This window comes from Pseudomonas sp. P4_B3 (assembly GCF_056402295.1).
The window spans coordinates 137,375-161,504 of sequence record NZ_JBFUHR010000006.1 but is presented as its reverse complement, the minus strand read 5'-3'; the positions used below and the strand labels follow the sequence as shown (position 1 = coordinate 161,504).

Genomic DNA, 24,130 nt, shown 5'->3' with positions numbered 1-24,130 from the left:
CACTCAATCCTGAACCCTTCCTGAAGATCCCCGAGATTGCCCCTGCAAGCTTTTGTAACGGGTTTACTCGCCAAACATCGGGGCGTAAGCTTCGCGCGTTTTCATCCATTACGGAGACCCACAGTGGGTACTTGTTCGAGTGACAGTTGTCGGCCGGTCTCGGTAACCGGCATTTTCTCGGCAAGATAACGCGCAGTCTCCTGTGCCGTTGTCTCGCCGAAAAGCGAGCAGCGGCATCCTGATCATGGCCAGTCCGGGCCATGTCCCGACGTCCCTCTCATCGACGCTGAACAGTGCGTGGTTTCGACTTTTTGTCGTGGCCGCCGCTCTATCGACACGCCTGTCATTCGTGACCGGCGCGCCAGGCCTTGCTTTGCCGGTTGTTCCGGCGGCAGCGGCGTGGACCTGCCTGCTCGACGGTTTCCCGGCTGACCAAAGGGGCACCAGCCATGAAACTTACCCTCAAGGAATTCTTCGCAGGCTTCCTGCGTAACCGCCACATCGCCCGGCACTTCCGTCGCCTGGCGTTGCTGGAAACCTTCACCGACACCACGGTCAGCCGTGAAGTCCCCCCCACCCTGGCGCAAACTCTGGTGGCCGCTGCCGGCAGCGACACCGGTCAATTGCTCAACACCCTGGGCAGTCACACCGACGGCTTGAGCGAACTCGAAGCCGATGCCCTGCGCGAGCAATTCGGCCTCAATGAAGTCGAGCACGAACAGCCGCTGCCGTGGTGGACGCACCTGTGGCACTGCTACAAGAATCCGTTCAACCTGCTGCTGACGTTGCTGGCGGTCATCTCCTGGCTGACCGAAGACATGAAAGCCGCCATCGTGATTTTCTCCATGGTGGTGCTCTCGACCTTGCTGCGCTTTTGGCAGGAAACCAAATCCAACCAGGCCGCCGATGCCCTCAAGGCCATGGTCAGCAACACCGCCACAGTGATGCGCCGGGATCTTGAGGACCGCGGCACGCAGCGTATCGAATTGCCGATCAGGCAACTGGTGCCGGGCGATCTGATCGTGCTGTCGGCCGGTGACATGATTCCCGCCGATTGCCGGGTGCTCAGCGCCAAGGACCTGTTCGTCAGCCAAGCGGCGATGACCGGCGAATCGATGCCGGTGGAAAAGTTTCCCCGCCAGCAGGACCGCGACACGCTCAATCCGCTGGACCTGGACAACATCCTGTTCATGGGCACCAACGTGGTGTCCGGCACGGCCATGGCGGTGATTCTCACTACCGGCAACAGCACCTATTTCGGTGCCCTGGCCCAGCGTGTCGGCGCCACTGACCGGGCGCCGACCTCGTTCCAGACCGGGGTCAACAAAGTCAGCTGGCTGCTGATCCGCTTCATGTTCGTGATGGCGCCGCTGGTGTTGTTCATCAACGGTTTCACCAAGGGCGACTGGACCGAAGCGCTGCTGTTCGCGCTGTCGATTGCCGTGGGCCTGACCCCGGAAATGCTGCCGATGATCGTCACCTCGACCCTGGCCAAGGGCGCGGTGTTCCTGTCACGCAAGAAAGTCATCGTCAAACGCCTCGACGCCATCCAGAACTTCGGCGCCATGGACGTGCTGTGCACCGACAAGACCGGCACCCTGACCCAGGACAAGATCTTCCTGGCACGTAATGTCGACGTCTGGGGCAACGACTCGGATGACGTGCTGGAAATGGCCTACCTCAACAGCTACTACCAGACCGGCCTGAAAAACCTGCTGGATGTGGCGGTGCTCGAACACGTCGAGATCCATCGTGAGTTGAAAGTCGGCACAGCGTTTCGCAAGGTCGACGAAATCCCGTTCGACTTCACCCGCCGGCGCATGTCGGTGGTGGTCGCCGAGCGCGATCAACCGCACCTGCTGATCTGCAAGGGCGCGGTGGAAGAAGTGCTGGCGGTCTGCTCGCGGGTGCGTCACGGCGAATTCGATGAAGCCTTGACCGAAGAACTGCTGGCGAGAATCCGTCAGGTCACGGGCGCATTCAACGCAGAGGGCCTGCGGGTGGTGGCGGTCGCGGCACGGCCGATGGTCGAAGGGCGCGACACCTACAGCCTGGCCGATGAACAGGCACTGACGCTGATCGGCTACGTGGCGTTCCTCGATCCGCCGAAAGAAAGCACTGCGCCAGCCATCAAGGCGTTGGCGGCCCACGGTGTGGCGGTGAAAGTGCTGACCGGCGACAACGAACTGGTGACGGCGAAGATCTGCCGCGAAGTCGGTCTGGAACAGCAAGGCCTGCTGATGGGCAACGACATCGAACGCATGACGGATGCAGAGTTGGCGAAAGCCGTGGAGACCACCAACGTCTTCGCCAAACTGACGCCATCGCACAAGGAACGTATCGTCCGTCTGCTCAAGGGCAACGGCCATGTGGTCGGTTTCATGGGCGACGGCATCAACGACGCCCCGGCCCTGCGCACCGCCGACATCGGTATTTCGGTGGACAGCGCCGTGGACATCGCCAAGGAAGCGGCCGATATCATCCTGCTGGAAAAGAGCCTGATGGTGCTGGAGGAGGGCGTGCTGGAAGGGCGCCGGACGTTCGCCAACATGCTCAAGTACATCAAGATGACCGCCAGTTCGAACTTCGGCAACGTGTTCTCGGTGCTGGTGGCCAGTGCGTTCATCCCGTTCCTGCCGATGCTGCCGATGCACCTGCTGGTGCAGAACCTGCTCTACGACATTTCGCAGATCGCCATCCCGTTCGATAACGTCGATGACGAAATGCTCAAGCAACCGCAGCGCTGGCAGCCGGCGGATGTCGGGCGCTTCATGCTGTTTTTCGGGCCGATCAGTTCGATCTTCGACATCAGCACGTTCGCCTTGATGTGGTACGTGTTCGATGCCAACACCCCGGATCACCAGACCCTGTTCCAGTCCGGCTGGTTCGTGGTCGGGCTGCTGACCCAGACACTGATCGTGCACATGATCCGCACGCCGAAGATCCCGTTCCTGCAAAGCCGCGCGGCCATGCCGTTGCTGGTGATGACCGGACTGATCATGGCCGTGGGGATTTTCCTGCCGATGGGACCGCTGGCCCATTACTTCAAATTGCAGGCGTTGCCGTCGCTGTACTTCGTGTTCCTGCCGGTGATCCTGCTGGCGTACATGGCGCTGACCCAGGCGGTGAAGGGGTTCTACATTCGCCGGTTTGGCTGGCAGTAATGCTGCCAATTGTAGGAGCGAGCTTGCTCGCGAAGACGGCGGCACATTCGATATCGATGTGACTGACCCGCCGCTTTCGCGAGCAAGCTCGCTCCTACAGGGATCGTGTGTTTTTCCAGGAGTTTCATATGCAAGCCATCAACAACCTCAACCTGGCCTCCCTGCTCGACACCCTGGTCAGCCTCAGCGCGGCCTTCATCCTCGGTGGCCTGATCGGTTTCGAGCGTCAGTACCGGCAACGCACCGCCGGCCTGCGCACCAACGTGCTGGTGGCGGTGGGGGCGGCGATTTTCGTCGACATGGCCAACCGGCTGGCCGGTGCCGAAGGTGCGGTGCGGGTCATAGCCTACGTGGTCTCCGGCATCGGCTTTCTCGGTGCCGGGGTGATCATGCGTGAGGAGGGCAACGTGCGCGGCCTCAATACTGCCGCCACGCTCTGGACCTCGGCGGCAGTCGGTGCCTGCGCCGGTGCCGACCTGCTGGCCGAGGCCTTGCTTGGCACCTTGTTCGTGCTCGCGGCAAACACCTTGCTGCGGCCGATCGTCAACAACATCAACCGTCAGCCGCTGGATGTGATTTCGGCGGAAGTCACCAACATCGTCTATGTCATTGCCCGGCGTACGCAGCAGAAAACCGTGCTGGCCTTGCTCGAAGCCGAGCTTGCGCGCAGCAACTATCCGGCCAGCGATGTCGATGTGCATGCCTTCGGCGCGGATGAAATTGAAATCGAAGCCACCCTGGCCACCACCTCGGTCGATGGTGATGAACTGGATGCGCTGGTGGCGCGGATTTCGACGTCGAGCCTGGTGGTGCAGGCGTTCTGGAGTCCGAGTACCACGGAGTAACGGCCAAGGTTTCCCGGGCAAGCGTCAGATTAACCGGCATTTATTTAGGAATATTCCTACATAAACCCGGGAAGGTCTTCCGTAGGCTTTGCGACCTCTTGAAACCGACATCCTTTTGGAGGTCACCTTGCCGAACAAATCCTTGCGCATCCTGATCGCCGATGCGCAGCACTTCAACCGCCTGCGGATCGAGCGACTGTTCAACCAGCTCGGCTATTTTCGGGTGGCTCCGGTGCAGAGCCTCGACGAGCTCCTTGCACTGGTGGAGTACGGTTGCGAGCCTCTGGACCTGGTGCTGGTCAATGGGGCGATGGCAATTGGAGCGCTGGACCTGTTCAGTTTCCTTGCCGACAACCCGCAGGTTCATCACGCGTTTATCTTCAATGAACGGCAGGCGCCGTTGTCGCCAGTCGCGGGCAAAGTCCGGTTGAGCCAGGCCGCTCTGCCGGACCTGGCGTCCATTACGCAGTTGATGAGCGCTGTCGATTGTCGGCTACCATTCGTCGGAACTGTCATTTCTGTCAGGTAGTACTTTCCAGCCTTCCATGCAAAAGTCTATGCGCAGCGTTGTGCCCAATCGCTGCAGTGCCTGGAGGGCATTTTTTGCCCGATCGTGTTGTTTTGCACGGGAGTTGTCATGAAGTCAGCACTGATTGTGGAAGATCATCCGGTGGTTCGATCCATGATCAAACTCGTACTCAAGGGTGAAGGATTCAAGAGTATTTACGAGGCTTCCCGTGGCGATGAGGTCCTGGCATTGATCCGCGAGCATCAACCGGATGTCGTGCTGCTTGATCTGGGTCTCCCGGGTGTGGCGGGGCTTGAGGTGATGGACCGTATCAAGGCCGAAAACACGCGATGTCGCGTGGTGGTGTTCACCTCGCTGGAGGCCCAGTTCTATCAGGACCGCTGCATGCGGGCCGGGGCTGTTGCCTATGTTTCCAAGAGCAAGGACCTGGATGACTTGAAGGCGGCGGTGAATTGCGTGATGGCCGGCTATACCTATTTCGCCCAGCTCCCCTCGAGTTCCGTGTCGATGGGGGAGTTGCAACGCAGTGAAAAGCAGTTGATCGACAAGCTCTCCAACCGTGAGTTGACCATTCTGCAGTACCTGGCCCGGGGTTCGAAAAACCTGGAAATCGCCGAAATCATGCACCTGAGCTACAAGACCGTCAGTACCTACAAGACCCGTCTCACCCTCAAGCTCAACGTGAGCTCGTCGGTGCACTTGAGGGATTTCGCCCTGCGCAATCAATTGATCTGAATGAACGCTCTCCGACGACTGGCAGGCGGGGTGCTGATTGGCCTTCTACTCTGGGCATCGACGGTCTGTGCACAACAGTCGTTGACCCTGTTGGGACGCTCGAGTGCCGAAGGCCTGAGCGTCAGGTGGTCGGAAACCGAGTTGCGCTGGTTGCAGCAAAAGGGCCGATTGGTACTGGCTGTCTCGGCTCCCGACTATCCCCCCTTCGAGTTCAACACGGCAGGCAAGGTGTTCGAAGGCGTAACAGCCGATTACGCCGGATTGCTGGAACAATTGTTGAATGTCGTCATCGAGGTTCAACGTTATCCGTCGCGGGCCGACGCGGTGCAGGCCATCAAGGACGGGCAGGCCGACCTGCTGGGAACGGCCAACCGATTCGAAGCCGAAGATCCGCAGCTACAGATGTCCAGCGCCTACGCGGTGGATCAACCGGTGCTGGTCACCCGCACCGATTTCCCTCCGGTGCTCGACCCGACGCTGGCCGGCAAGCGACTGGTGATGCTGTATCACTACTTGCCCGAATACAGCGTGCAACAGTTCTATTCCAAAGCGCAGGTCCAGCTGTTTCCCTCGACACTGGCGGCGATGGGCGCCGTGGCGTTCGGCCAGGCTGATGTCTACCTCGGTGATGCGATCAATGCCCATTATCTGATCAGCAGGAATTACCTGAACAACGTGCACCTGACGGACTTCTCGCCCATGGAGTCCGGGCGTTTTGCCTTTGCGATAGCCCGCGACAACGTTGCGCTATTGCGCATCGTCAACAAGGCGCTGGCGGCCATCACCACCAATGAACAAATGAACATCCTGCGCCGTTGGGGGGCCAACGGGGTGCATATCCCGGGCACTCAGTCTTTGCAATTGAGCGTGGCCGAACAGCACTGGCTCGAACGCCACCCGCGGGTGAAGGTCGCGATCAACGAAAATATCCCGCCGATTTCATTTGTCGACAGCGAAGGCCAGTTTCGCGGTATCGGCGTCGATGTGCTGGCGAAAATCACTTTGCGCACCGGGTTGCAATTTGATATCCAGGGCATGAAGTCGGTGGCCGAGATGATGACGGGCATCACGAGCGGCCAGATCGATGTGTTGGCCGGTATCGGCCTCAGTTCCCAGCGTGAAGATGAATTGCGGTTCACCCGGTCGTTTCTGAGCAGCCCGTCGGTGCTGGTGACCCGCGTGGACGCGGACAGCCCCAGGACGCTGGATGACATGGCGGGGAGAACCCTGGCGCTGACCCAGGGCAACATTGCCGGCGAGTACATTCGCCAGCAATACCCGCTGATCGAGCTGGTGGATGCGCCACTGTCGACGGACGCCATGGAGATGGTCGCCCAGGGCAAGGCCCATGGCGGTATCAACTCGTTGATCAGCGCCCGTTACCTGATTTCCCGGCAGTATCGCGATCGCCTGCAAGTGACCAGCACCGTGGGCACCGACCCCGCCCGAAGCACCCTGGCAACCAATCGCGAGGCCACCGAACTGCATTCGATTCTGGACAAGGCATTACTGAGTATTCCCCCCGAAGAAATTGACGAGCTGACTCAACCCTGGCGCTATGACTCGATGGTCGAGCAGAGTTACTGGCTGCGACACCGACAAGCGATCGTGCAGGCGTTTGCGGCGGCGGGTGTCATGCTGTTGCTCGCGTTGGCCGGGATCGTCTGGCAGCGGCGGCAGATTCGTCAGCGCCAGCAATTGCTTGGGCAATTGCAGGAAGCCAAGGACGCGGCGGACGACGCCAACCGGGCCAAGACCACGTTCCTGGCCACCATGAGCCATGAAATCCGCACGCCGATGAACGCCTTGATCGGCATGCTCGAACTGGCACTGAAACGGGCCGATGAAGGGGTGACCGACCGCGCCGCCATCGAGGTGGCGTCCAACGCCGGGCAGCAGTTGCTGGATTTGATCGGCGACATTCTGGATGTCGCGCGGATCGAATCCGGGCATTTGTCGTTGGCGCCGGAGCGGGTCAATCTGCACGCGCTGGTGACGTCGGTCTGCCGGGTTTTCGAAGGGCTGGCGATGCAAAAGAATCTGCAGTGGCGGGTCGATCTCGACGCGCGCAGTGACTGTGACGTGATGCTCGATCCCACGCGCTTCAAACAGGTGCTGTCCAATCTGCTGAGCAATGCGATCAAGTTCACCCGAGAAGGTGAGGTGAGCCTGATACTGCGGGTTCGGCCTCAAGCCCCGGCGCACCTCGCCGTCAGCGTACAGATCGAAGACAGCGGCATCGGTATCAGCGCTTTCGACCAGCAACGCCTGTTCAGCCCGTTCGTGCAGGCGGGTAACAGTCAGCAGACAGCCCGGCAAGGTTCCGGCCTGGGCCTGGTGATCAGTCGTACCCTGTGCGAAACGATGGGCGGCCAGTTGCAACTCGACAGTGAGCCGGGGCGCGGGACGCGAGTAGACATCAGCCTGGTGTTGCCCACCCTGCAAGCGTTGCCTGCGGCGGGAATGCCTCGGGATTCGGTGCAGCTCACGACCCGGGCGTTGTCGATTCTGGTGGTCGACGATTATCCGGCCAATCGCCTGTTGCTCTCGCGGCAGCTGAGCTATCTGGGCCACCGTGTGGTGCTGGCGGAGGACGGGGCGCAGGGGCTTGAACAATGGCGTGGGCAGGGGTTCGATCTGGTCATTACCGACTGCAATATGCCGGTGCTCAGTGGCTATGAATTGGCGGGCGCGATACGTAAGCAAGAGCGGCTGCAGGGGCTGTCGTCGACGCTGATTCTGGGCTTTACCGCCAATGCGCAGGCCGAGGAGAAGGCCCGGTGTCAGGCGGCGGGCATGGACGATTGCCTGTTCAAACCCATTCGCCTGGTGGATTTGCAGGCGTGGCTGGCCCAGCGGTTTCCCGGCGCACCCCCAGCGGCAATCGACGACCCTGGTTTCCCCGAGTTCGATTTGAGCGGGCTGGAACGCTATGCGGATTCGGACCCTGAGCTGATCGAGCAACTGATGCACGATCTGGCGCAGACCAATCGCGAGGACCGCGTGCATTTGCTGGCGTTGCACGCCGGCGGCAATCGCCCGGGTTTGCAGACGCTGGCACACCGGGTCAAGGGCGGGGCGCTGATGGTGCGAGCGCTTGCCCTGGTCGAGTGTTGCGAACAACTGGAGCAGGCGTGCAATGACGGCCATGCGGCGCTGATCGACGCCGCCGTCGACCAGTTGCAGCAAGCCATGACCCGCCTTGAGCAAAGTATCGGGCAGGATTGAGGCTCAATCCCAGTTCGGTGCGAGGCCTTTTGGGCTGGTCAGCCGGTGGCCGCGATCCAGTGTCGCAATCAAGGCCATGTCGGCCTCGCTCAAGGTCAGTTCGCGAGCCTTCAAGTTGCTTTCGAGGTTGGCCCGGCGAGTGGAAGACGGGATCACGGCGTAACCCGATTGCATGGCCCAGGCCAGGGTGACCTGAGCCGGCGTCGCTTGCAGGCGTTCGGCGATCTGCTGGATGAGCGGGTCCTTGAGGACTTCACCGTAAGCCAGGGTCATGTATGACGTGATGCCGATACCCTGGCTCTGCGCGAACGCGACGACGTTGCGGTTTTGCAGGTACGGGTGCAGTTCGATCTGCTGGGTGGCGATGTGCTCTGCACCGATGGCCGCAATTGCTTGCTGCATCAGGTCGATGGTGAAGTTGGACACGCCAATCTGCCGGGTCAGGCCCAGGCGCCTGGCTTCGAGCAGGGCGCCCATGAATTCTGCGACAGGCACCTGATCGTCCGGCGACGGCCAGTGGATCAGGGTCAGGTCCAGGTAATCGGTCTGCAGTTTGCGCAGACTCTCCTTCAGGCTGTCGATCAGACGATCACCGGCCAGGTTGGCGACCCAGATCTTGCTGGTGATGAACAGTTCTTCCCGGGCGATGCCGCTGGCGGCGATAGCCTCGCCGACTTCGGCTTCGTTCTCGTAGATTTGTGCGGTATCGATCACCCGGTAGCCGAGCGCCAGGGCGGTGTTCACCGAATCGATGACCACCTGGCCTTGCAAGCGAAACGTACCCAGACCGAAGGCGGGAATAGACATTGATGACTCCAGAGGTTGCAGTGGGAATGGGCGGCAGTATCCGCGCCTGCATCCGTGAGAAAAACCGCTGGATCGGCAAAGCAATGTTTACCGAAAGTCATGAATCCGTGGCAGTCCGGTTTGGTGTCGGTATCTGATCCGACGCCTTCGCTGGCAAGCCAGCTCCTACAAGGTTTGCGCAAGCCCTGTAGGAGTTGGCTTGCCAGCGAAGGCCGTGACTCGGTCCGAAGCCTTGCCCCCCATCAACTTGCCGCTTGCAGCTAAAAGCTTGTAGCTGCCCTCAAGCAATATCGCTGCGGCTGAATTCCTCCCCAAGAAAATCGATCAACGTGCGCACCGATGGCAGCAACCCCCGGCGCGAGGGGAAGATCGCATGGATCACACCGCTTTTCGGTGCCCAGCCCGGCACCAGTTCCACCAGTTGCCCGGCAGCGATTTCATCGCGCACCACCACGCTGGGCAGGTGCACGATGCCGATCCCAGCGACCGCTGCATGGCGCAAGGCCAACAGGTCATCGGTGACCATTCGCGGTGTATGCCGGATCATCGCGGTGCTGCCATCGGCACCGAACAGTTCCCACTGATATTCGCGCTGCGCCGCGCCCCAGTGCAGGCTCGGCAAGCCGCTGAGGTCGGCCGGGGAGGCCGGTGTCGACAGGCGCGATAAATAGACCGGGCTGCCAACCACGCTCTGGGTGCTGTTGCCCAGCACCTTCATCACCATGTCGGTGTTTTCCAGCGGAGGGAAGCGCACCCGCAGGGCAATGTCGAAGCCTTCGTGAATCAGATCGACCCGGCGGTTGGTGCTCTCGATGAACAACTCCACCAACGGGTATTTGAGCATGTAGCGGGTCAGCATCGGCCCGACCCAGGAATTGAGCAGCGCCGTCGGGCAGCTGACACGTACCAGGCCCTGGGGCTCGGAGCGGTTGCGCTCGATCAGTTCGGCGGCGCTTTCTGCCTCCACGCGCATGGCCAGGCAGCGCTGGTAGTAGGCCTGGCCGATTTCCGTCAACGAGCAATGCCGGCTGGTGCGGTGCAGCAGGCGCACGCCGAGGCGCTCTTCAAGTTCGGCAATGCGTCGGCTGAGCTTGGACTTGGGCATGTCCAGTGCCCGGCCCGCCGCTGCGAAACCGTGATGCTCCACCACCTGGGTGAAGTAGTAGAGGGTGTTGAGGTCTTCCACCATCGTTCTCCAAATAGAACGCTAAAGCTGATTTTTGCAGTCTAGCGCAGCAAAGGTCACGGTTTTAAGCTTTGTCCATGGCTTCACCCACCTCATAAGGAGACACCATGAAAAACATCATCGGTATCTACACCAGTCCACGAACCCATTGGGTTGGCGACGGTTTTCCGGTTCGCACGCTGTTTTCCTACGACAACCTGGGCAAGCACATCAGCCCGTTCCTGATGCTGGATCACGCCGGCCCCGCTGAATTCACCCCGACCACCGAACGACGTGGCGTTGGTCAGCATCCTCATCGTGGCTTCGAAACCGTGACTATCGTTTACAAGGGCGAACTGGAGCACCGGGACTCCACCGGCAGCGGCGGCAAGATCGGCCCCGGCGATGTGCAATGGATGACCGCGGCCTCGGGGATCCTGCATGAAGAGTTTCACTCCCAGGGTTTCGCCAAGAGCGGTGGCACCTTGGAGATGGTGCAGCTGTGGGTCAACCTGCCGGCCAGGGACAAGATGGCCGACCCCGGCTACCAGACGATTCTCGACCGTGACATTCCGGCCATCTCCTTGCAGGACAACGCCGGCAGCCTGCGCCTGATCGCCGGTGAGTTCGACGGCCACAAGGGCGCGGCGCGCACCTTCACCCCGGTCGACGTGTGGGACATTCGTTTGAATGCCGGCAAGTTGCTCACCCTTGATCTGCATGAAGGGCGCAACACCGCGTTGGTGGTTCTGCGCGGCACGGTTCAGGTCAATGGCCTGGAGTCGGTGCGCCAGGGGCAACTGGCCCTGTTCGATCGCAAGGGCGATCAAATGACCCTCGAAGCCAGCGAAGACGCGGTGGTGTTGTTGCTCAGCGGCGAGCCGATCGACGAGCCGATTGTTGGCCACGGGCCGTTCGTGATGAACACCGAGCAGGAAATCCACCAGGCCTTCGCCGACTTCCAGTCCGGTCGCTTCGGCCGGATGCACGCTTAACCCGTTTCGTTTCAAACACCCGTTCTACACAGGATGCGTAGGCCGGTCCGAGGCCAGGGATGGCTATTGCCTGAAAGAAAGAGGAAACGCACATGAGTACCGTCAACGCGGCCAATTTCAATGGCCAGAAACCGACTATCGATCCCAACGATGCCGCCATGTTGTTGATCGACCATCAGAGCGGACTGTTCCAGATCGTCAAGGACATGGACGTGCCCCAACTGCGCGCCAATGCCATTGCCCTGGCCAAGGCAGCGACCCTGCTGAAGATGCCGGTGATCACCACCGCTTCCGTTCCCCAGGGGCCGAACGGGCCGTTGATCCCGGAAATCCACGAGGCCGCACCCCATGCGCAGTACGTGGCGCGCAAAGGTGAAATCAACGCCTGGGACAACCCGGAGTTTCACGCGGCGGTCAAAGCCACCGGCAAGAAAACCCTGGTGATCGCCGGCACCTTGACCAGCGTATGCCTGGCGTTCCCGTCCATCGCGGCGGTGCATGAAGGCTACAAGGTGTTTGCCGTGGTTGACGCCTCCGGCAACCACTCGAAACTGGCCACCGAGTTGACCGTTGCCCGTCTGGCCCAGGCCGGGGTGGTGCCGATCGACATCATGGCGACGCTATCCGAGCTGCAAGGCTCGTGGAACCGTCCGGATGCCGAGCAGTGGGCCGCTGTCTACGCCCAGGCCATGCCGCATTATCAGTTGCTGATCGAGAGTTACCTCAAGGCCCAGCAAGTGGCGAACGAACACGAGGTGCTGGACTCCCAGCGCTGACCGGTGACCCCACGCCGATTTTCATTCGGCATCGATAACATGCGAGGACTACTGCAATGAGCACTTCCTACAAGCGTCTGGACAAGGACAACGCCGCGGTTTTGATGGTTGATCATCAGGCGGGACTGCTGTCGCTGGTGCGCGACATCGATCCGGATCGTTTCAAGAACAACGTGCTGGCCCTGGCTGACCTGGCCAAGTACTTCAAGCTGCCGACCATCCTCACCACCAGTTTCGAAACCGGTCCCAACGGCCCGCTGGTGCCCGAGCTCAAGGCACTTTTTCCGGACGCGCCGTACATCGCTCGCCCGGGGCAGATCAACGCCTGGGACAACGAAGATTTCGTCAAGGCGATCAAGGCCACCGGCAAGAAACAACTGATCATCGCCGGTGTGGTGACGGAAGTGTGCGTAGCATTCCCGGCGCTTTCGGCGCTGGCCGAAGGTTTTGAGGTGTTCGTGGTCACCGACGCGTCCGGCACTTTCAATGAACTGACCCGCGAATCGGCGTGGAACCGTATGACCGCTCAGGGCGCGCAATTGATGACCTGGTTCGGCCTGGCCTGTGAACTGCACCGCGACTGGCGCAACGACATCGAAGGGTTGGGCACGCTGTTCTCCAACCATATTCCGGATTACCGCAACCTGATGACCAGCTACAGCACGCTGGCCAATAGCAAGTAATCCAGCCAACACGCCTTCCCCTGTAGGAGCGAGCTTGCTCCGGGCGGCGTTCCGACGATGACGGTAGAACAGACACTGATGTAGTGACTGTCAGACCGCTATCGTCGGAACGCCGCCCGGAGCAGGCTCGCTCTTACCTTTGTTTTTGTGGCGGTTGCACAATCCCGCCAAATCAATTGCTCCTACACTATGGCCAATCTGTGCGATCTTCGCGTTATTAGCCTTGGCTGGAGTTGCTTGATGCTGTCTTTCCTCACCGAACACCCATTGATCTGCGCCATGGTGCTGATCCTGATCGACCTCGGGTTGTGGCGTTTAATCGGTGACAACCGCAACCCTTGGAAGCTTCTGTTGCGGGTCACGATTTTCGCGCTATACAGCCTTCTGCTGTTCAATGAAGGCCTGAATCCGATGGAGCCGCCGCCCTGGGCCGACAACGTACCGTTGCACCTGGCGGCCACCGGATTGCAGATCGGCTGGTGGCTGTTTGGCGCGCGGATGCTGACGGTGCTGATCGGCGCGGTGATGATGCAACGGGTGGGGCATACCGGGCGCTTGCTCCAGGATTTGCTCGGTGCGGTGATTTTCCTGATCGCGATCATTGCCGCCCTGGCCTATGTACTCGATCTGCCGGTCAAGGGCGTGCTGGCGACGTCCGGTGCGTTGGCGATCATTGTCGGCCTGGCCTTGCAAAGTACCCTCAGTGACGTGTTTTCCGGGATCGTCCTGAACACCACCAAACCCTATCAACTGGATGACTACATCTCCATAGACGGCATGGAGGGCCGGGTCACCGACATCGACTGGCGGGCCACGCGCCTGCAAACCGCCCAAGGCAGCCTGGCGGTGATTCCCAACTCATTGGCAGCCAAGGCCAAGATCATCAACTTCAGCCGCCCGAGCGATATGTTTGGCGTTTCCATCACCCTTCAAGTGAGCCCCCATGCACGGCCGAACACGGTGATTGATGCCCTTGAACGCGCCATGCAAGGTTGCCGTTTTCTGCTGGACACACCGGCCCCGAGCGTCTCGCTGAAAAGCTCCAGCAGCACCGGAGTGGAATACGAAATCAATGGGTTTGTCGCGTCGATGAGCGAGAAACGCACGGTGCGCAATCAGCTGTTCGACCTGGCGTACCGACACTTGCAGGCGTCCGGGGTCAACCTGTTGTCGAGCGTCGAACCCACGCTGGCGGGCAACCTGTCGCGGCCCCGGGCACTGCTCGACAGTTCGCCGATTTTCTCCACGTTGCGTCAGGAAGAAAAAGACACCTTCAGCCAGAACATGACCCTGCAAACCTTCCGTGCCGGCGAAACGATCCTCGACGCGGGGGAGGTCAGCGATCACTTGTTCATTATCGAGTCCGGTGTCGTCAGCGTGACGCTGCCCCGTCATGGCTCGCCGTTCGAATCAGGCCGCATGGGGCCCGGAGAGGTGATCGGCGAGGCCGGTATCCTGGACGACAGTTCGGTGCCTGCGCAGTTTACCGCCAAGACCTTTTGTGGCTTGTACCGCATCGAAAAGGAATACCTCAAGCCATGCCTGGATGCCCGTCAGGACATCAACGATGCGATGAAAACCTTGCTCGACTACCGCTTGCTCAAAGCGAAAACCCTGACTCAGGACCTGCCGGTGACAGTGGAGAAGAAGGGCTTTCTGCGGTGGTTGCGCAGTCGGGTATGACCAGCGGCCAACAAGACACCGCAAGTGGCCTCCTCGACTTCTGGAATATTGGCTATTTGTGCAAACGGGGCAGGGGGCTAAGGTAGTCACACCCCCACTTGCCCTGGAGCACACGATGCAACCGCGTACCGATTTCTACACCGCGTCCCCTGATGCCCTCAAAGCGATGATCGCTCTGGAAACGGCGGTTTCGAAGCTGCCGCTGGAAAAAAACCTGGTTGAACTGGTCAAGCTGCGGGCTTCGCAGATCAATGGCTGCGCATTTTGCATCGATATGCACACCGCCGATGCTATCAAGGGCGGCGAAACCCCGCGTCGCCTGTTCGCCGTAACGGCGTGGCGCGAGGCACCGTTCTTCAGCGATCGCGAACGTGCCGCGCTGCTTTGGACCGAATCCCTGACCCAACTGAGCCTGACCCACGCGCCAGATGAAGACTACGAAGTGGTCAGCGCTCAGTTCACGCCCAAGGAAATGGTCGATCTGACCGTGGCGATCAGCACCATCAACAGCTGGAACCGTTTGGCCGTCGGTTTCCGCAAAACTCCTCAGGCCTGATGTCGAAAAGGGAGCCGAGGCTCAATGCGCATCGGCGCTCGGCGCGGCCGGTGGTTGCACCTTGCGCATCAAGGGCACCATCGCCGTGGCGATGACGAAGCACACCCCGATCATCAGAAACGCGTCGCCATAGGTTTGCGTCTGGGCTTCGCGGTAGGTCAGCAACCATAGTTGATGCAGGCTTGCGGTGACTCCGGCGTCACCGCTCTGGCCGAGGGCGGCGAAGTTGTTGCCGACCTGGGACAGCCATTGGTTGAGCGCCTCGTTGGTGCTGTTGAGGTGCTCCGTCAGCCGGGTGAAATGCAGGTTGGTGCGGTCATTGAGAATGGTCGCACACGCGGCGATGCCGATAGCCCCACCCAGGTTGCGCATCAGGTTGAACAACCCCGACGCATGCTTGAGCCGTGCCGGCGCCAGGCCGCCGAGGGTCAAGGTCACCGTTGGCGGCACCGCCAGTTGCTGGGCAATCCCGCGCAAGGCTTGTGGCAGCATCAATTCTTTGGCCCCCCAGTCATGGGTGATCGGGCTGAAATCCCACATCGATAATGCGAACAGCCCAAGGCCGGTCATCATGATCCAGCGCAGGTCGATGCGATTGGCCAGAAAGGCGTACAGCGGAATCGCCATGATCTGGAACACCCCGGTGGAGAAAACCGCCAGACCAATGTCCAGCGCTCCGTAGCCCCGCACCCGGCCGAGAAACAGCGGCGTCAGGTAAATGGTGGCGAACAGGCCGATGCCGGTGACGAACGAGAAGAAACAGCCAAGGGCGAAGTTGCGATCCTTCAAGGCGCGCAAATCGACAATCGGATTGGCCACATGCAAGGTCCGGCCGATGAATGCCAGGCCGGCCAGGCCGCTGATCCACGCGGTGGTCAGGATCGTGCGGTCGCTGAACCAGTTCCAGCGCGGGCCTTCTTCCAGGGTGTATTCCAGGCAGCCGAGGAACAGCGCCAGAAACACCATGCTCAAGTAATCCGCGCCTTTGAGCAGCGACAGTTCCGGCTGGTCGATTTTCACCAGCATCGGCACGGCCACGGCGACAAAGATACCGGGGACCAGGTTGATGTAGAACAGCCAGTGCCAGGACGATATGTCGGTGATCCAGCCACCGATCACCGGCCCCAGGGTCGGTGCCAATGAGGCCACTGCGCCGATGGTCGCGGCGGCGATCACCCGTTGCTTGCCGGTGAAGAACACGAACGCGGTGGTGAACACCAGCGGGATCATCGAGCCGCCCAGAAACCCTTGCAGGGCACGGAAGGCGATCATGCTCTGGATGTTCCAGGCCGCGCCGCACAGCAGGCTGGTCAGGGTGAAGCCCACGGCCGACGCGCAAAACAGCCAGCGCGTGGAAAACACCCGCGACAGCCAGCCCGACAGCGGGATCACGATGATTTCGGCGATCAGGTAACTGGTTTGCACCCACGCGGTTTCGTCGGTGCCGGCGGAGAGCCCGCCGCCGATGTCACGCAACGAAGCCGAGACAATCTGGATATCCAGCAGCGCAATGAACATACCGATGCACATGCTGGCAAAGGCGAAGACCTTGGTCGCCGTCGCCATGTTCGCGGCATTGAACGGTTGCGCCGGGGCGGCGAGGGCGCGGCTCATGGCGCGCGGGCCACGGCTGGCGCTTCAGGCTCCTTGCGCGTGTCCACTTCAGCGGTGACCGACAACCCCGGGCGCAGGTGGCCGAGTACGCTGTCGGCCGGATCGAGGTGAATCCGCACCGGTACCCGCTGCACGATCTTGGTGAAGTTGCCGGTGGCGTTTTCCGGTGGCAACACACTGAATTGCGAACCGCTGGCCGGGGCCAGGCTGTCCAGGTAACCGTGGAACTCCTGACCCGACAGCACATCGGCATGGATCACCACCCGTTGCCCCGGCACCATGTGCGCCAGTTGGTCTTCCTTGAAGTTGGCATCGACCCACAATCCGCTGGACGGCACCACCGAGAGCAATTGCGAGCCGGCCTGGGCATAGGCGCCGACCCGTGCCCGGCGATTGCCGATCACTCCATCGACCGGCGCCTTCAGTTCGGTGTAGCCGACATTCAATTGCGCCAGGTCGCGCTCGGCCCTGGCCTGGATCAAGGCGGCGCGGGCCTGTTGTTTCTGGGTGTCGATCACATTCAACTGGCGCTGCGCGGCCAGCAGTTCAGCCTGGGCGCGGTTGCTTTGGGCCTGGGCCGTCTTGAACGTGGCGTTGGCCCGCTGGGCGCTTTCCACCGAGACGGCGTTGGTGGTCACCAGTTTTTTGTAGCGGGCATCGTCATCCCGGGAGCGTGCGGCCTCGGCGCCGGCGGCATCGATGCCGGCGCGGGCCTGGCCGATGACGGCCTGTTGCAGTTGTTCGGTGGCGTCGAGGTTGGCCAGCAAGGCTTGCTGGGCGGCCACTGCGCCTTCGGCCTTGGCCAGGTTGGCCCGGTAGTCGCGCGAATCGAGACGGATCAGCACGTCGCCGGCCTTGACCTTCTGGTTATCGGCCACCAGCACTTCGTCGATATAACCCGCCACTTTCGGCCCGATCACCGTCACATCGCCGCCGATGTAGGCGTCGTCGGTTTCCTCGATGAAGCGGCCGGCGGTCCACCAATGCGCGCCATACACACCGGCCAGCACCAGCGCTGCGATGCCCACTGTTGGCAACAGCAGGCGTTTGAGCAGGGGAGGTTTTGCCGGTTTCACCGGGGAGTCCAGATCGGGTTCTACGGTGGACATGCTGGTCATGGAGGGATACCTGTCAGGGCGAGGTTAATTATGATGACTGTAATATGACGCATGTAATATTTCGTGGCAAATGGTTTTTGCTGCCGGTCGTCAGGTGGAATTCTGATCAGGAAGACTCATTCATGGCCGCTGTCGAGATGCCGAGGATTCTTTTGCTGTTGTAGGTAGAGTCTTAGGGTGTTGTGGCCTGCTGCATTATTCGGAAACACCCTACACGCTTATTAGAAACGTCCTATATCAACCATTGTCAGCTTCTTGAAAGCTTCCCAGCGCTCGAGCGAGGGCGGCAACGAAGCCTCCCCGCCTGCATCGATAGACTAGGGAGGTCTGCAACATGCACCCCGTATTGCCCGTTTTCTTCGACCACAGCCGCCACACACTCTGGGTCCGCGAGGTGGATGCCCCCCTCGACGTCCTGGCCTTCCACGGCGAAGAGCACCTCAGCCAGCCCTTCAGCTACTACATCGAGTTCACCTCCAGCCAGCTCGACATCGCCGCCGAACGCCTGCTCGGCCAACAAGCCAGCTTCAGCCTGCACGCGCTGCCGGAAAAGGTCTCGTCCCTGATCTTCGAACCGTCCGAGGTCAAGCCGCTGCGCACCTTGCACGGGGTGATCAGTGGCTTCAAACGCCTGTCCGCCTCCATCGACGAGGCGCGCTACGAAGTCACCCTGCAGCCGCGTCTGGCATTGCTCGCGCGGGGCCGGCAATACCGGATCTACCAGCACCGGTCGGTGCCGGAAATCGTCGAACACATCCTGCGCGGCCGCCACGAGCTCAGGGGCCAGGACTTCCTCTTCCACCTGCACCGCGAATACCCCCGGCGTGAACAGGTGATGCAATACGGCGAAAGCGATCTGGCCTTTATTGCCCGCCTGCTGGCCGAAGTCGGCATCTGGTACCGCTTCACCAGCGACGAACGCCTGGGCATCGATGTCGTCGAGTTCCACGACTCCCCGCGCGCCTACCAGTTCGACGTCGAGTTGCCGCTGCGCCCGCTCTCCGGGCTGAACAGCAGCGGTGTGGACAGCGTCTGGACCCTGCAGTCGGAACACCAGGTGGTGGAGCAGCACGTGAACATCCGCGCCTACCACCACCGTGACGCCCGCGCGCACCTCGACGGCGACATCGACCAGACGCGCGGCGCCAAGGGCACCTACGGCGAGGCCTATCACTACGCCGAGCCCTACACCGCACTCGGCGACCGCCATGCCTTCCCCGAAGACGTGCAGTGCGAAAGCGGCTACTTCTATGCGCGCCTGCGCCACGAGCGTTACCTCAACCGCCGCACCCGCCTGCGCGGCATGAGCAGCAGTCCCCGCCTGGCGCCGGGGCAGGTGCTGGAAGTCACCGACGGCGCGCCCCAGGCCTTCGCGCCGCGGGCGGTGATCATCGCGCTCAAGGCCGGCGCCGCCCGCGACCGCAGCTTCGAGTGCAGCTTCCAGGCCATCCCCTACGCGCAGACGGTGTGCTTCCGCCCTGAGGTGCCGCCCAAGCCGTTGATCGCCGGCACCGTGCCGGCCCGGGTGACCAGCGCGCAGGCCCACAACCCCTACGCCGATACCGACGCCGAGGGCCGCTACCGGGTGCAGTTCCTGTTCGACCGCGACACCTGGGATGCCGGTCGCGAAAGCACCTGGCTGCGCCTGGCCCGGGCGTACGCCGGCGACACCCACGGCCTGCACCTGCCGCTGATCGCCGGCACCGAAGTGGCGGTGGCCTTCGAACAAGGCGACCCCGACCGCCCCTACATCGCCCACGCCCTGCACGACAGCCAGCACCCCGACCCCGTCACGATGTACAACGAAAAGCGCAACGTGCTGCGCACCCCGGCCAACAACAAGCTGCGCCTGGACGATACCCGCGGGCAGGAGCACATCAAGCTCAGCACCGAACACAGTGGCAAGAGCCAGCTCAACCTCGGGCATGTGGTGGATGCGCAGAAGGCCAAACGTGGGGAAGGCTTTGAGTTGCGCACCGATGCCTGGGGGGCGATTCGCGCGGGCAACGGGCTGTTTATCAGTGCCGATGAACAGAGCAAAGCCCAGGGCCAGGTGCTGGAAATGGGCCCGGCGATCGAGCGCCTGCGACAGGCCGGCGAACAACTGCAACAGCTGTCCACGGACGCCCAAACCGCCCACGCCGACCCCGCGGATGTGTCCGCGCAACTGGCGCTGATGCGCCAACAACTCGATGAACTGAAAGCCTCGGTGCTGCTGCTCAGCGCGCCCCAAGGCATCGCCCTGACCAGCGGCCAGCACCTGCAACTGGCCGCGCAGGACAACCTGATGCTCAACGCCGGCGGCCAAGCCGACCTCAGTGTGGTCAAGCGCCTGTTCATCGGCGTGGGCCAGGGCCTGAGCCTGTTCGTGCGCAAGCTCGGCCTCAAGCTGATCGCCAATCAGGGCCCGGTGAGGGTGCAGGCGCAAAACGATCGCCTGGAGCTGATCGCTCGGCATGGGCTGGACATCACCAGCACCGAAGACGAAATCCACATCACCGCGAAGAAGAAAATCGTCCTCAACGGCGGGGGCAGCTACCTGCGCCTGGAGACGTGTGGCATCGAGTCGGGCACGGCGGGCGATCACAACATCAAGGCGGCGTTTCTGGAGTACGTCCCGACCAAGGTCACGCAGGCGGCGCGCTTGCCGCCGCTGCCGGCGGTGATTGATCCGCCGCTGGCGTTCGATCAGCAGTACCAGATTTTTGCCAACGATGGCGAGCAAGTCCTGGCCGGCGTCCCGTACAAGATCTCCAGTGCCAGCGGCAACGTGTGGAAAGGCACCACCGACAGCCAGGGTTTCACCCAGCGGGTGTACACCGCCGCTCCGGAGGAACTCTCGCTGATCTACGACATGGACGAAGAGGAGGAAGAGGAAGAACTCGAAGGCATCACCCTGCGCATCGGGTTGTTTTTTGATGGCACCGGTAACAACCAGGCCAACGCGGCCCTCACCGAACAATGCCGACGCGAGGATCTGCAACTGTTCGATGAAAGCGATCTTGCATCCATCATTCAGTTGTGCAACCAGTATGGGTTTGACGAGTTTGATGGCAGTGGTTTTGGTCGTACGCCGGATAACAGTTATGGGAATGCGCCGAGTAATGTGGTGCATTTGTATGATCTGTATCCGGACAATACGGCGACACCGGTAACGCCGGAGGCAGAGATTGGTTATTTAAAAGTCTATCTGGAGGGCATCGGTACCCGCAGCGGAGGGGACGACTCGCTGTTCGGCCAAGGCTTAGGGCTGGGGGAAACTGGGGTAGTGGCGCGGGTCCAGCAGGCGCCCGCTGCGATAGAGAAGGCTCTGCTCGACTTCGTTACGGCTAACCCCGGTACCTCTGTTCGTAATATTGAGTTCGATATCTTCGGCTTTAGTCGTGGAGCCGCCGCCGCACGCCACTGTGCTAATGAACTGCTCAAACCGAGTCGCGGTGTGTTCGGTGAACTGCTGCAGGGAGGCCGTTTCGGCCTGCTCTACAGCTTTGATCCGGCGGTCGATATCAGCCTCAACCTGATTGGCCTGTTCGACACCGTGGCCGCCATCGCTGGCATGGACCTGAACGTGTCCGATGATCACAACCCGGGCGTGAACCTGTACCTGCCGCCCGGTTGTGCGCGTCAGATCGTCCAGCTGCAGGCCCGCGATGAGTGCCGGCTTAACTTTTCCCTCAACGGGGTACTGCACGACCATCGGCAAATCAGTTTGCCCGGGGTGCATTCGGACATCGGCGGCGGTTATTTACCGCGTGCCCGGGAGCGGCTGTGGTTGACCCCGCCCGGTCGTATCACCCTGCGCCGTAACCAGCCGGTGCAGTCTTCACCGCAGTGGGCCAAGGCCCTGGCTCAAGTGCAGGCCTTGCGGTCCAGTGGTCTGGCCGACGACGGCAGCATCGAGGCCAAGGCCTGGCCGTTCACCCCGGCCGCCCGGGGCAAGCTGGAGTCCAACCAGGACGACTATCTGCTGGCGATTGTTCTGGACCGCCCGGTCCGGGGCGAGTTGGCGCTGATTGCCCTGCGCCTGATGCGCGAACTGGGTGTGCGCCATGGTGTGCCCTTCAAAAGTCTTGAAGCGCAACCCGGATTGGCACTACCCACGGATTTGCAACCGATCGCTGCACAAATCCTTGGGCATGCACTGTCGGGCACCGAGGTCATCCTCGACCCCGAGCAGGAACGCTTGCTGCGTGCTCGTTATATCCACCAGTCCGCCCACTGGACGCCCAACAAAGGTTTGATGATCAACAAACCGGCACCCGACAGCACACGCAAGATCCATCCGCATCAGCCGCAAAAGGGCTATCCGCAATGAAGCGCCTGAGCCTGCTGGTCGGCCTATTGTTCAGCCTGTGTGCCTGCGCCGGTGGTCCCACACCGCCCAAGTTGCCCTACCAGAGCTGGTACGTCGGCCTGGCCGCGCCACGCTTCATGGAAGTCTGGGTCGAGAGCGTGGATGTGCTCGACCAGCGCGGGTTGGCGTTTTTCCATGTGTCGGGAGGAGTAGTCAGTTACACAGGCAAAGCGGAAGGCTGGCACCAAGGGGCGGGGTCGACGATGCCAGTGAACAACGTCGATCTACCAGACCGCATCTTCGTGCGCTGGCAATCACTGGTGGAGCCGCAGACCTACAAGATTGGTATCCGGATCCCGCAGTGGGTGCGTGACGAGATGATCAAGCCACAGCGGTTGTTCTGCAAACCTGCTCAAAAGGAAATGACGCTCTACGAAGATACGATCAATTTGGGCATGGCCCCTGGCGGCATCGTCAAGGTCTGGTTAGGTGGAGCGTGTCTGGGCTACAGGGAAGTCGGGCGTTTTCAGGCCGAGATCGAGCCGCTTGGGCCTTACAAAGGAAAGAGCAACGGCCAATACGTGCCCATAGAAGCTGAAAACAAAGCCTACGTGGACCAGCACGGGATTCCCTATGGCACTTGGTAAGGGCTATCCGCAATGAAGCGTCTGATCTTGCTGGTTGGCCTGCTGTTCAGCCTGTGTGCCTGCGCCAATGGTCCCACACCGCCCAAGTTGCCCTACCACAGCTGGTACGTCGGCCTGGCGGCACCGCGCTTCATGGAAGTGTGGGTCGAGAGCGTGGATGTGTTGGACCAGCGCGGGTTGGCGTTCTTTCACGTGTCGGGAGGAGTAGCCAGTTACACCGGCAAAGCAAAAGGCTGGCACCAAGGGGCAGGGTCGATGATGCCAGTGAACAACGTCGACCTGCCGGACCGCATCTTCGTGCGCTGGCAATCGCTGGTGGAGCCGCAAACCTACAAAATCGGTATCCGGATCCCGCAGTGGGTGCGTGATGAGATGGTCAGGCCTGAGCGGGTTTTCTGTAAAGCGGATCAGGAGAATGTAACGCTGTATCGCAACAGAATCACGTTGGGGATGGCGCCCGGTGGCATCGTCAAAGTTTGGGTGGGTGCGGGATGTCTTGGGTTCAAGGAAGTCGGGCGTTTTCAGGCCGAGATCGAGCCGCTTGGGCCTTACAAAGGAAAGAGCAACGGCCAATACGTGCCCATAGAACCTGAAAACAAAGCCTACGTGGACCAGCACGGGATTCCCTATGGCACTTGGTAAGGGCCACTCCCCAATGAAGCGCCTGAGCCAGCTGGTCGGCCTATTGTTCAGCCTGTGTGCCTGCGCCAATGGTCCCACACCGCCCAAGTTGCCCTACCACAGCTGGTACGTCGGCCTGGCCGCGCCGCGCTTCATGGAAGTATGGGTCGAGAGTGTGGATGTGTTGGACCAGCGCGGGTTGGCGTTCTTTCACGTGTTTGGGGGCGTGGCTGGATACACCCGTAACCCGGAGGGCTGGCACAAAGGAGGGGGGAAAATGATGCCGGTAAACAACGTCGACCTGCCGGACCGCATCTTCGTGCGCTGGCAATCGCTGGTGGAGCCGCAGACCTACAAGATCGGTATCCGGATCCCGCAGTGGGTGCGCGAGGAGATGGTCAGGCCGGAGCGGGTATTTTGCCTTGGCTCAAAAGAGTGGATTGATGACTATCGACAGATGATCACCCTCGGCATGGCTCCCGGTGGCATCGTCAAGGTCTGGGTGGGTGGGCCGTGCCTGGGGTTCAAGGAGGTTGGACGCTTTCAGGCGGAGATCGAGCCGCTAGGCCCTTACAAAGGAAAGAGCAACGGCCAATACGTGCCCATAGAACCTGAAAACAAAGCCTACGTGGACCAGCACGGGATTCCCTATGGCACTTGGTAAGGGGTA

The 24,130-nt window shown here is 61.2% G+C and carries 19 protein-coding genes; 15 read left to right on the top strand and 4 right to left on the bottom strand.

Features of this window, described 5'->3' with window-relative positions:
- The first annotated feature begins 449 nt into the window (after positions 1-449).
- The 5 genes from mgtA (at position 450) to AC1DWG_RS08540 (ending at position 8,501) form a co-directional block, all read left to right on the top strand.
- Positions 450-3,164 carry a magnesium-translocating P-type ATPase gene (mgtA, locus tag AC1DWG_RS08560; RefSeq protein ID WP_477765168.1) on the top strand — a complete coding sequence of 905 codons (2,715 nt, stop codon included), beginning with the start codon at positions 450-452 and terminating at the stop codon, positions 3,162-3,164.
- A gap of 128 nt (positions 3,165-3,292) precedes the next feature.
- Positions 3,293-4,009, top strand: coding sequence for an MgtC/SapB family protein (locus tag AC1DWG_RS08555; protein WP_477765169.1), 717 nt, complete (start codon positions 3,293-3,295; stop codon positions 4,007-4,009).
- 127 nt (positions 4,010-4,136) lie between these two features.
- Entirely contained in the window at positions 4,137-4,538 is a 402-nt protein-coding gene (locus tag AC1DWG_RS08550; protein WP_477787637.1) for a chemotaxis protein CheY, read from the top strand.
- Positions 4,539-4,646: 108 nt separating this feature from the next.
- Positions 4,647-5,273, top strand: coding sequence for a response regulator (locus tag AC1DWG_RS08545; protein WP_477760269.1), 627 nt, complete (start codon positions 4,647-4,649; stop codon positions 5,271-5,273).
- On the top strand, positions 5,274-8,501 hold the full coding sequence (locus AC1DWG_RS08540; RefSeq protein ID WP_477787636.1) for a transporter substrate-binding domain-containing protein: 3,228 nt from the start codon (positions 5,274-5,276) through the stop codon (positions 8,499-8,501).
- Between the two features lie 3 nt (positions 8,502-8,504).
- Here AC1DWG_RS08540 and dkgB read toward each other — a convergent pair whose 3' ends face one another.
- Entirely contained in the window at positions 8,505-9,308 is an 804-nt protein-coding gene (gene dkgB / locus AC1DWG_RS08535) for a 2,5-didehydrogluconate reductase DkgB (RefSeq protein ID WP_477787635.1), read from the bottom strand.
- Between the two features lie 2 nt (positions 9,309-9,310).
- Here dkgB and AC1DWG_RS08530 point away from each other — a divergent pair, with 2 nt between their 5' ends.
- Positions 9,311-9,445, top strand: a complete 135-nt coding sequence (locus AC1DWG_RS08530; protein WP_477765172.1) for a hypothetical protein — start codon at positions 9,311-9,313, stop codon at positions 9,443-9,445.
- 143 nt (positions 9,446-9,588) lie between these two features.
- On the opposite strand, the gene AC1DWG_RS08525 is transcribed toward AC1DWG_RS08530, so the two are convergent.
- Positions 9,589-10,497 carry a LysR family transcriptional regulator gene (locus tag AC1DWG_RS08525; RefSeq protein ID WP_477765173.1) on the bottom strand — a complete coding sequence of 303 codons (909 nt, stop codon included), beginning with the start codon at positions 10,495-10,497 and terminating at the stop codon, positions 9,589-9,591.
- A gap of 104 nt (positions 10,498-10,601) precedes the next feature.
- Here AC1DWG_RS08525 and AC1DWG_RS08520 point away from each other — a divergent pair, with 104 nt between their 5' ends.
- From AC1DWG_RS08520 to AC1DWG_RS08500, 5 genes are all read left to right on the top strand, one after another.
- Entirely contained in the window at positions 10,602-11,468 is an 867-nt protein-coding gene (locus tag AC1DWG_RS08520) for a pirin family protein (RefSeq protein WP_477765174.1), read from the top strand.
- A 92-nt stretch (positions 11,469-11,560) separates the two neighbouring features.
- Entirely contained in the window at positions 11,561-12,244 is a 684-nt protein-coding gene (locus AC1DWG_RS08515) for an isochorismatase family protein (protein WP_477754664.1), read from the top strand.
- A 56-nt stretch (positions 12,245-12,300) separates the two neighbouring features.
- On the top strand, positions 12,301-12,927 hold the full coding sequence (ycaC, locus tag AC1DWG_RS08510; protein ID WP_477765175.1) for an isochorismate family cysteine hydrolase YcaC: 627 nt from the start codon (positions 12,301-12,303) through the stop codon (positions 12,925-12,927).
- A 240-nt stretch (positions 12,928-13,167) separates the two neighbouring features.
- Positions 13,168-14,610 carry a mechanosensitive ion channel domain-containing protein gene (locus AC1DWG_RS08505; RefSeq protein WP_477765176.1) on the top strand — a complete coding sequence of 481 codons (1,443 nt, stop codon included), beginning with the start codon at positions 13,168-13,170 and terminating at the stop codon, positions 14,608-14,610.
- Between the two features lie 115 nt (positions 14,611-14,725).
- A complete protein-coding gene (locus AC1DWG_RS08500; protein ID WP_477754666.1) occupies positions 14,726-15,166 on the top strand; it encodes a carboxymuconolactone decarboxylase family protein in 441 nt (146 codons plus the stop codon).
- A gap of 21 nt (positions 15,167-15,187) precedes the next feature.
- Here the strand turns inward: AC1DWG_RS08500 and AC1DWG_RS08495 are convergent, their stop codons facing one another.
- Together AC1DWG_RS08495 and AC1DWG_RS08490 are read right to left on the bottom strand one after the other, a co-directional pair.
- Positions 15,188-16,780 (bottom strand): DHA2 family efflux MFS transporter permease subunit, encoded by a 1,593-nt coding sequence (locus AC1DWG_RS08495; RefSeq protein ID WP_477765177.1) that lies wholly within the window; start codon positions 16,778-16,780, stop codon positions 15,188-15,190.
- Entirely contained in the window at positions 16,777-17,898 is a 1,122-nt protein-coding gene (locus tag AC1DWG_RS08490; RefSeq protein WP_477765178.1) for an HlyD family secretion protein, read from the bottom strand. The genes AC1DWG_RS08495 and AC1DWG_RS08490 overlap by 4 nt, the downstream gene beginning before the upstream one ends.
- 334 nt (positions 17,899-18,232) lie before the next feature.
- Here AC1DWG_RS08490 and vgrG point away from each other — a divergent pair, with 334 nt between their 5' ends.
- Genes vgrG through AC1DWG_RS08470 form a run of 4 tightly spaced genes read left to right on the top strand, consistent with a single transcriptional unit; the run spans position 18,233 to position 24,124 of the window.
- The gene (vgrG, locus tag AC1DWG_RS08485) at positions 18,233-22,213 is read left to right on the top strand and encodes a type VI secretion system tip protein VgrG (protein ID WP_477787634.1); all 3,981 of its coding nucleotides are present in this window, start codon (positions 18,233-18,235) and stop codon (positions 22,211-22,213) included.
- Complete coding sequence (locus tag AC1DWG_RS08480) at positions 22,210-22,839, top strand: DUF2931 family protein (protein WP_477765535.1); 630 nt, start codon at positions 22,210-22,212, stop codon at positions 22,837-22,839. Before vgrG ends, AC1DWG_RS08480 begins: the two co-directional genes overlap by 4 nt.
- Before the next feature lie 12 nt (positions 22,840-22,851).
- Positions 22,852-23,481, top strand: coding sequence for a DUF2931 family protein (locus AC1DWG_RS08475; protein ID WP_477765536.1), 630 nt, complete (start codon positions 22,852-22,854; stop codon positions 23,479-23,481).
- Complete coding sequence (locus tag AC1DWG_RS08470; protein ID WP_477787633.1) at positions 23,468-24,124, top strand: DUF2931 family protein; 657 nt, start codon at positions 23,468-23,470, stop codon at positions 24,122-24,124. The genes AC1DWG_RS08475 and AC1DWG_RS08470 overlap by 14 nt, the downstream gene beginning before the upstream one ends.
- Positions 24,125-24,130: the final 6 nt, after the last annotated feature.

Bases quoted from the DNA above. Each gene is read 5' to 3' on its own strand.
- AC1DWG_RS08495 (WP_477765177.1), bottom strand. From the start codon at position 16,780: ATGAGCCGCGCCCTCGCCGCCCCGGCGCAACCGTTCAATGCCGCGAAC.
- AC1DWG_RS08505 (WP_477765176.1), top strand. From the start codon at position 13,168: ATGCTGTCTTTCCTCACCGAACACCCATTGATCTGCGCCATGGTGCTG.
- vgrG (WP_477787634.1), top strand. From the start codon at position 18,233: ATGCACCCCGTATTGCCCGTTTTCTTCGACCACAGCCGCCACACACTC.
- AC1DWG_RS08530 (WP_477765172.1), top strand. From the start codon at position 9,311: ATGACTCCAGAGGTTGCAGTGGGAATGGGCGGCAGTATCCGCGCCTGC.
- AC1DWG_RS08555 (WP_477765169.1), top strand. From the start codon at position 3,293: ATGCAAGCCATCAACAACCTCAACCTGGCCTCCCTGCTCGACACCCTG.
- AC1DWG_RS08470 (WP_477787633.1), top strand. From the start codon at position 23,468: ATGGCACTTGGTAAGGGCCACTCCCCAATGAAGCGCCTGAGCCAGCTG.
- AC1DWG_RS08500 (WP_477754666.1), top strand. From the start codon at position 14,726: ATGCAACCGCGTACCGATTTCTACACCGCGTCCCCTGATGCCCTCAAA.
- AC1DWG_RS08520 (WP_477765174.1), top strand. From the start codon at position 10,602: ATGAAAAACATCATCGGTATCTACACCAGTCCACGAACCCATTGGGTT.
- mgtA (WP_477765168.1), top strand. From the start codon at position 450: ATGAAACTTACCCTCAAGGAATTCTTCGCAGGCTTCCTGCGTAACCGC.
- AC1DWG_RS08540 (WP_477787636.1), top strand. From the start codon at position 5,274: ATGAACGCTCTCCGACGACTGGCAGGCGGGGTGCTGATTGGCCTTCTA.
- AC1DWG_RS08515 (WP_477754664.1), top strand. From the start codon at position 11,561: ATGAGTACCGTCAACGCGGCCAATTTCAATGGCCAGAAACCGACTATC.
- AC1DWG_RS08545 (WP_477760269.1), top strand. From the start codon at position 4,647: ATGAAGTCAGCACTGATTGTGGAAGATCATCCGGTGGTTCGATCCATG.
- AC1DWG_RS08480 (WP_477765535.1), top strand. From the start codon at position 22,210: ATGAAGCGCCTGAGCCTGCTGGTCGGCCTATTGTTCAGCCTGTGTGCC.
- ycaC (WP_477765175.1), top strand. From the start codon at position 12,301: ATGAGCACTTCCTACAAGCGTCTGGACAAGGACAACGCCGCGGTTTTG.
- AC1DWG_RS08490 (WP_477765178.1), bottom strand. From the start codon at position 17,898: ATGACCAGCATGTCCACCGTAGAACCCGATCTGGACTCCCCGGTGAAA.
- AC1DWG_RS08525 (WP_477765173.1), bottom strand. From the start codon at position 10,497: ATGGTGGAAGACCTCAACACCCTCTACTACTTCACCCAGGTGGTGGAG.
- AC1DWG_RS08475 (WP_477765536.1), top strand. From the start codon at position 22,852: ATGAAGCGTCTGATCTTGCTGGTTGGCCTGCTGTTCAGCCTGTGTGCC.
- dkgB (WP_477787635.1), bottom strand. From the start codon at position 9,308: ATGTCTATTCCCGCCTTCGGTCTGGGTACGTTTCGCTTGCAAGGCCAG.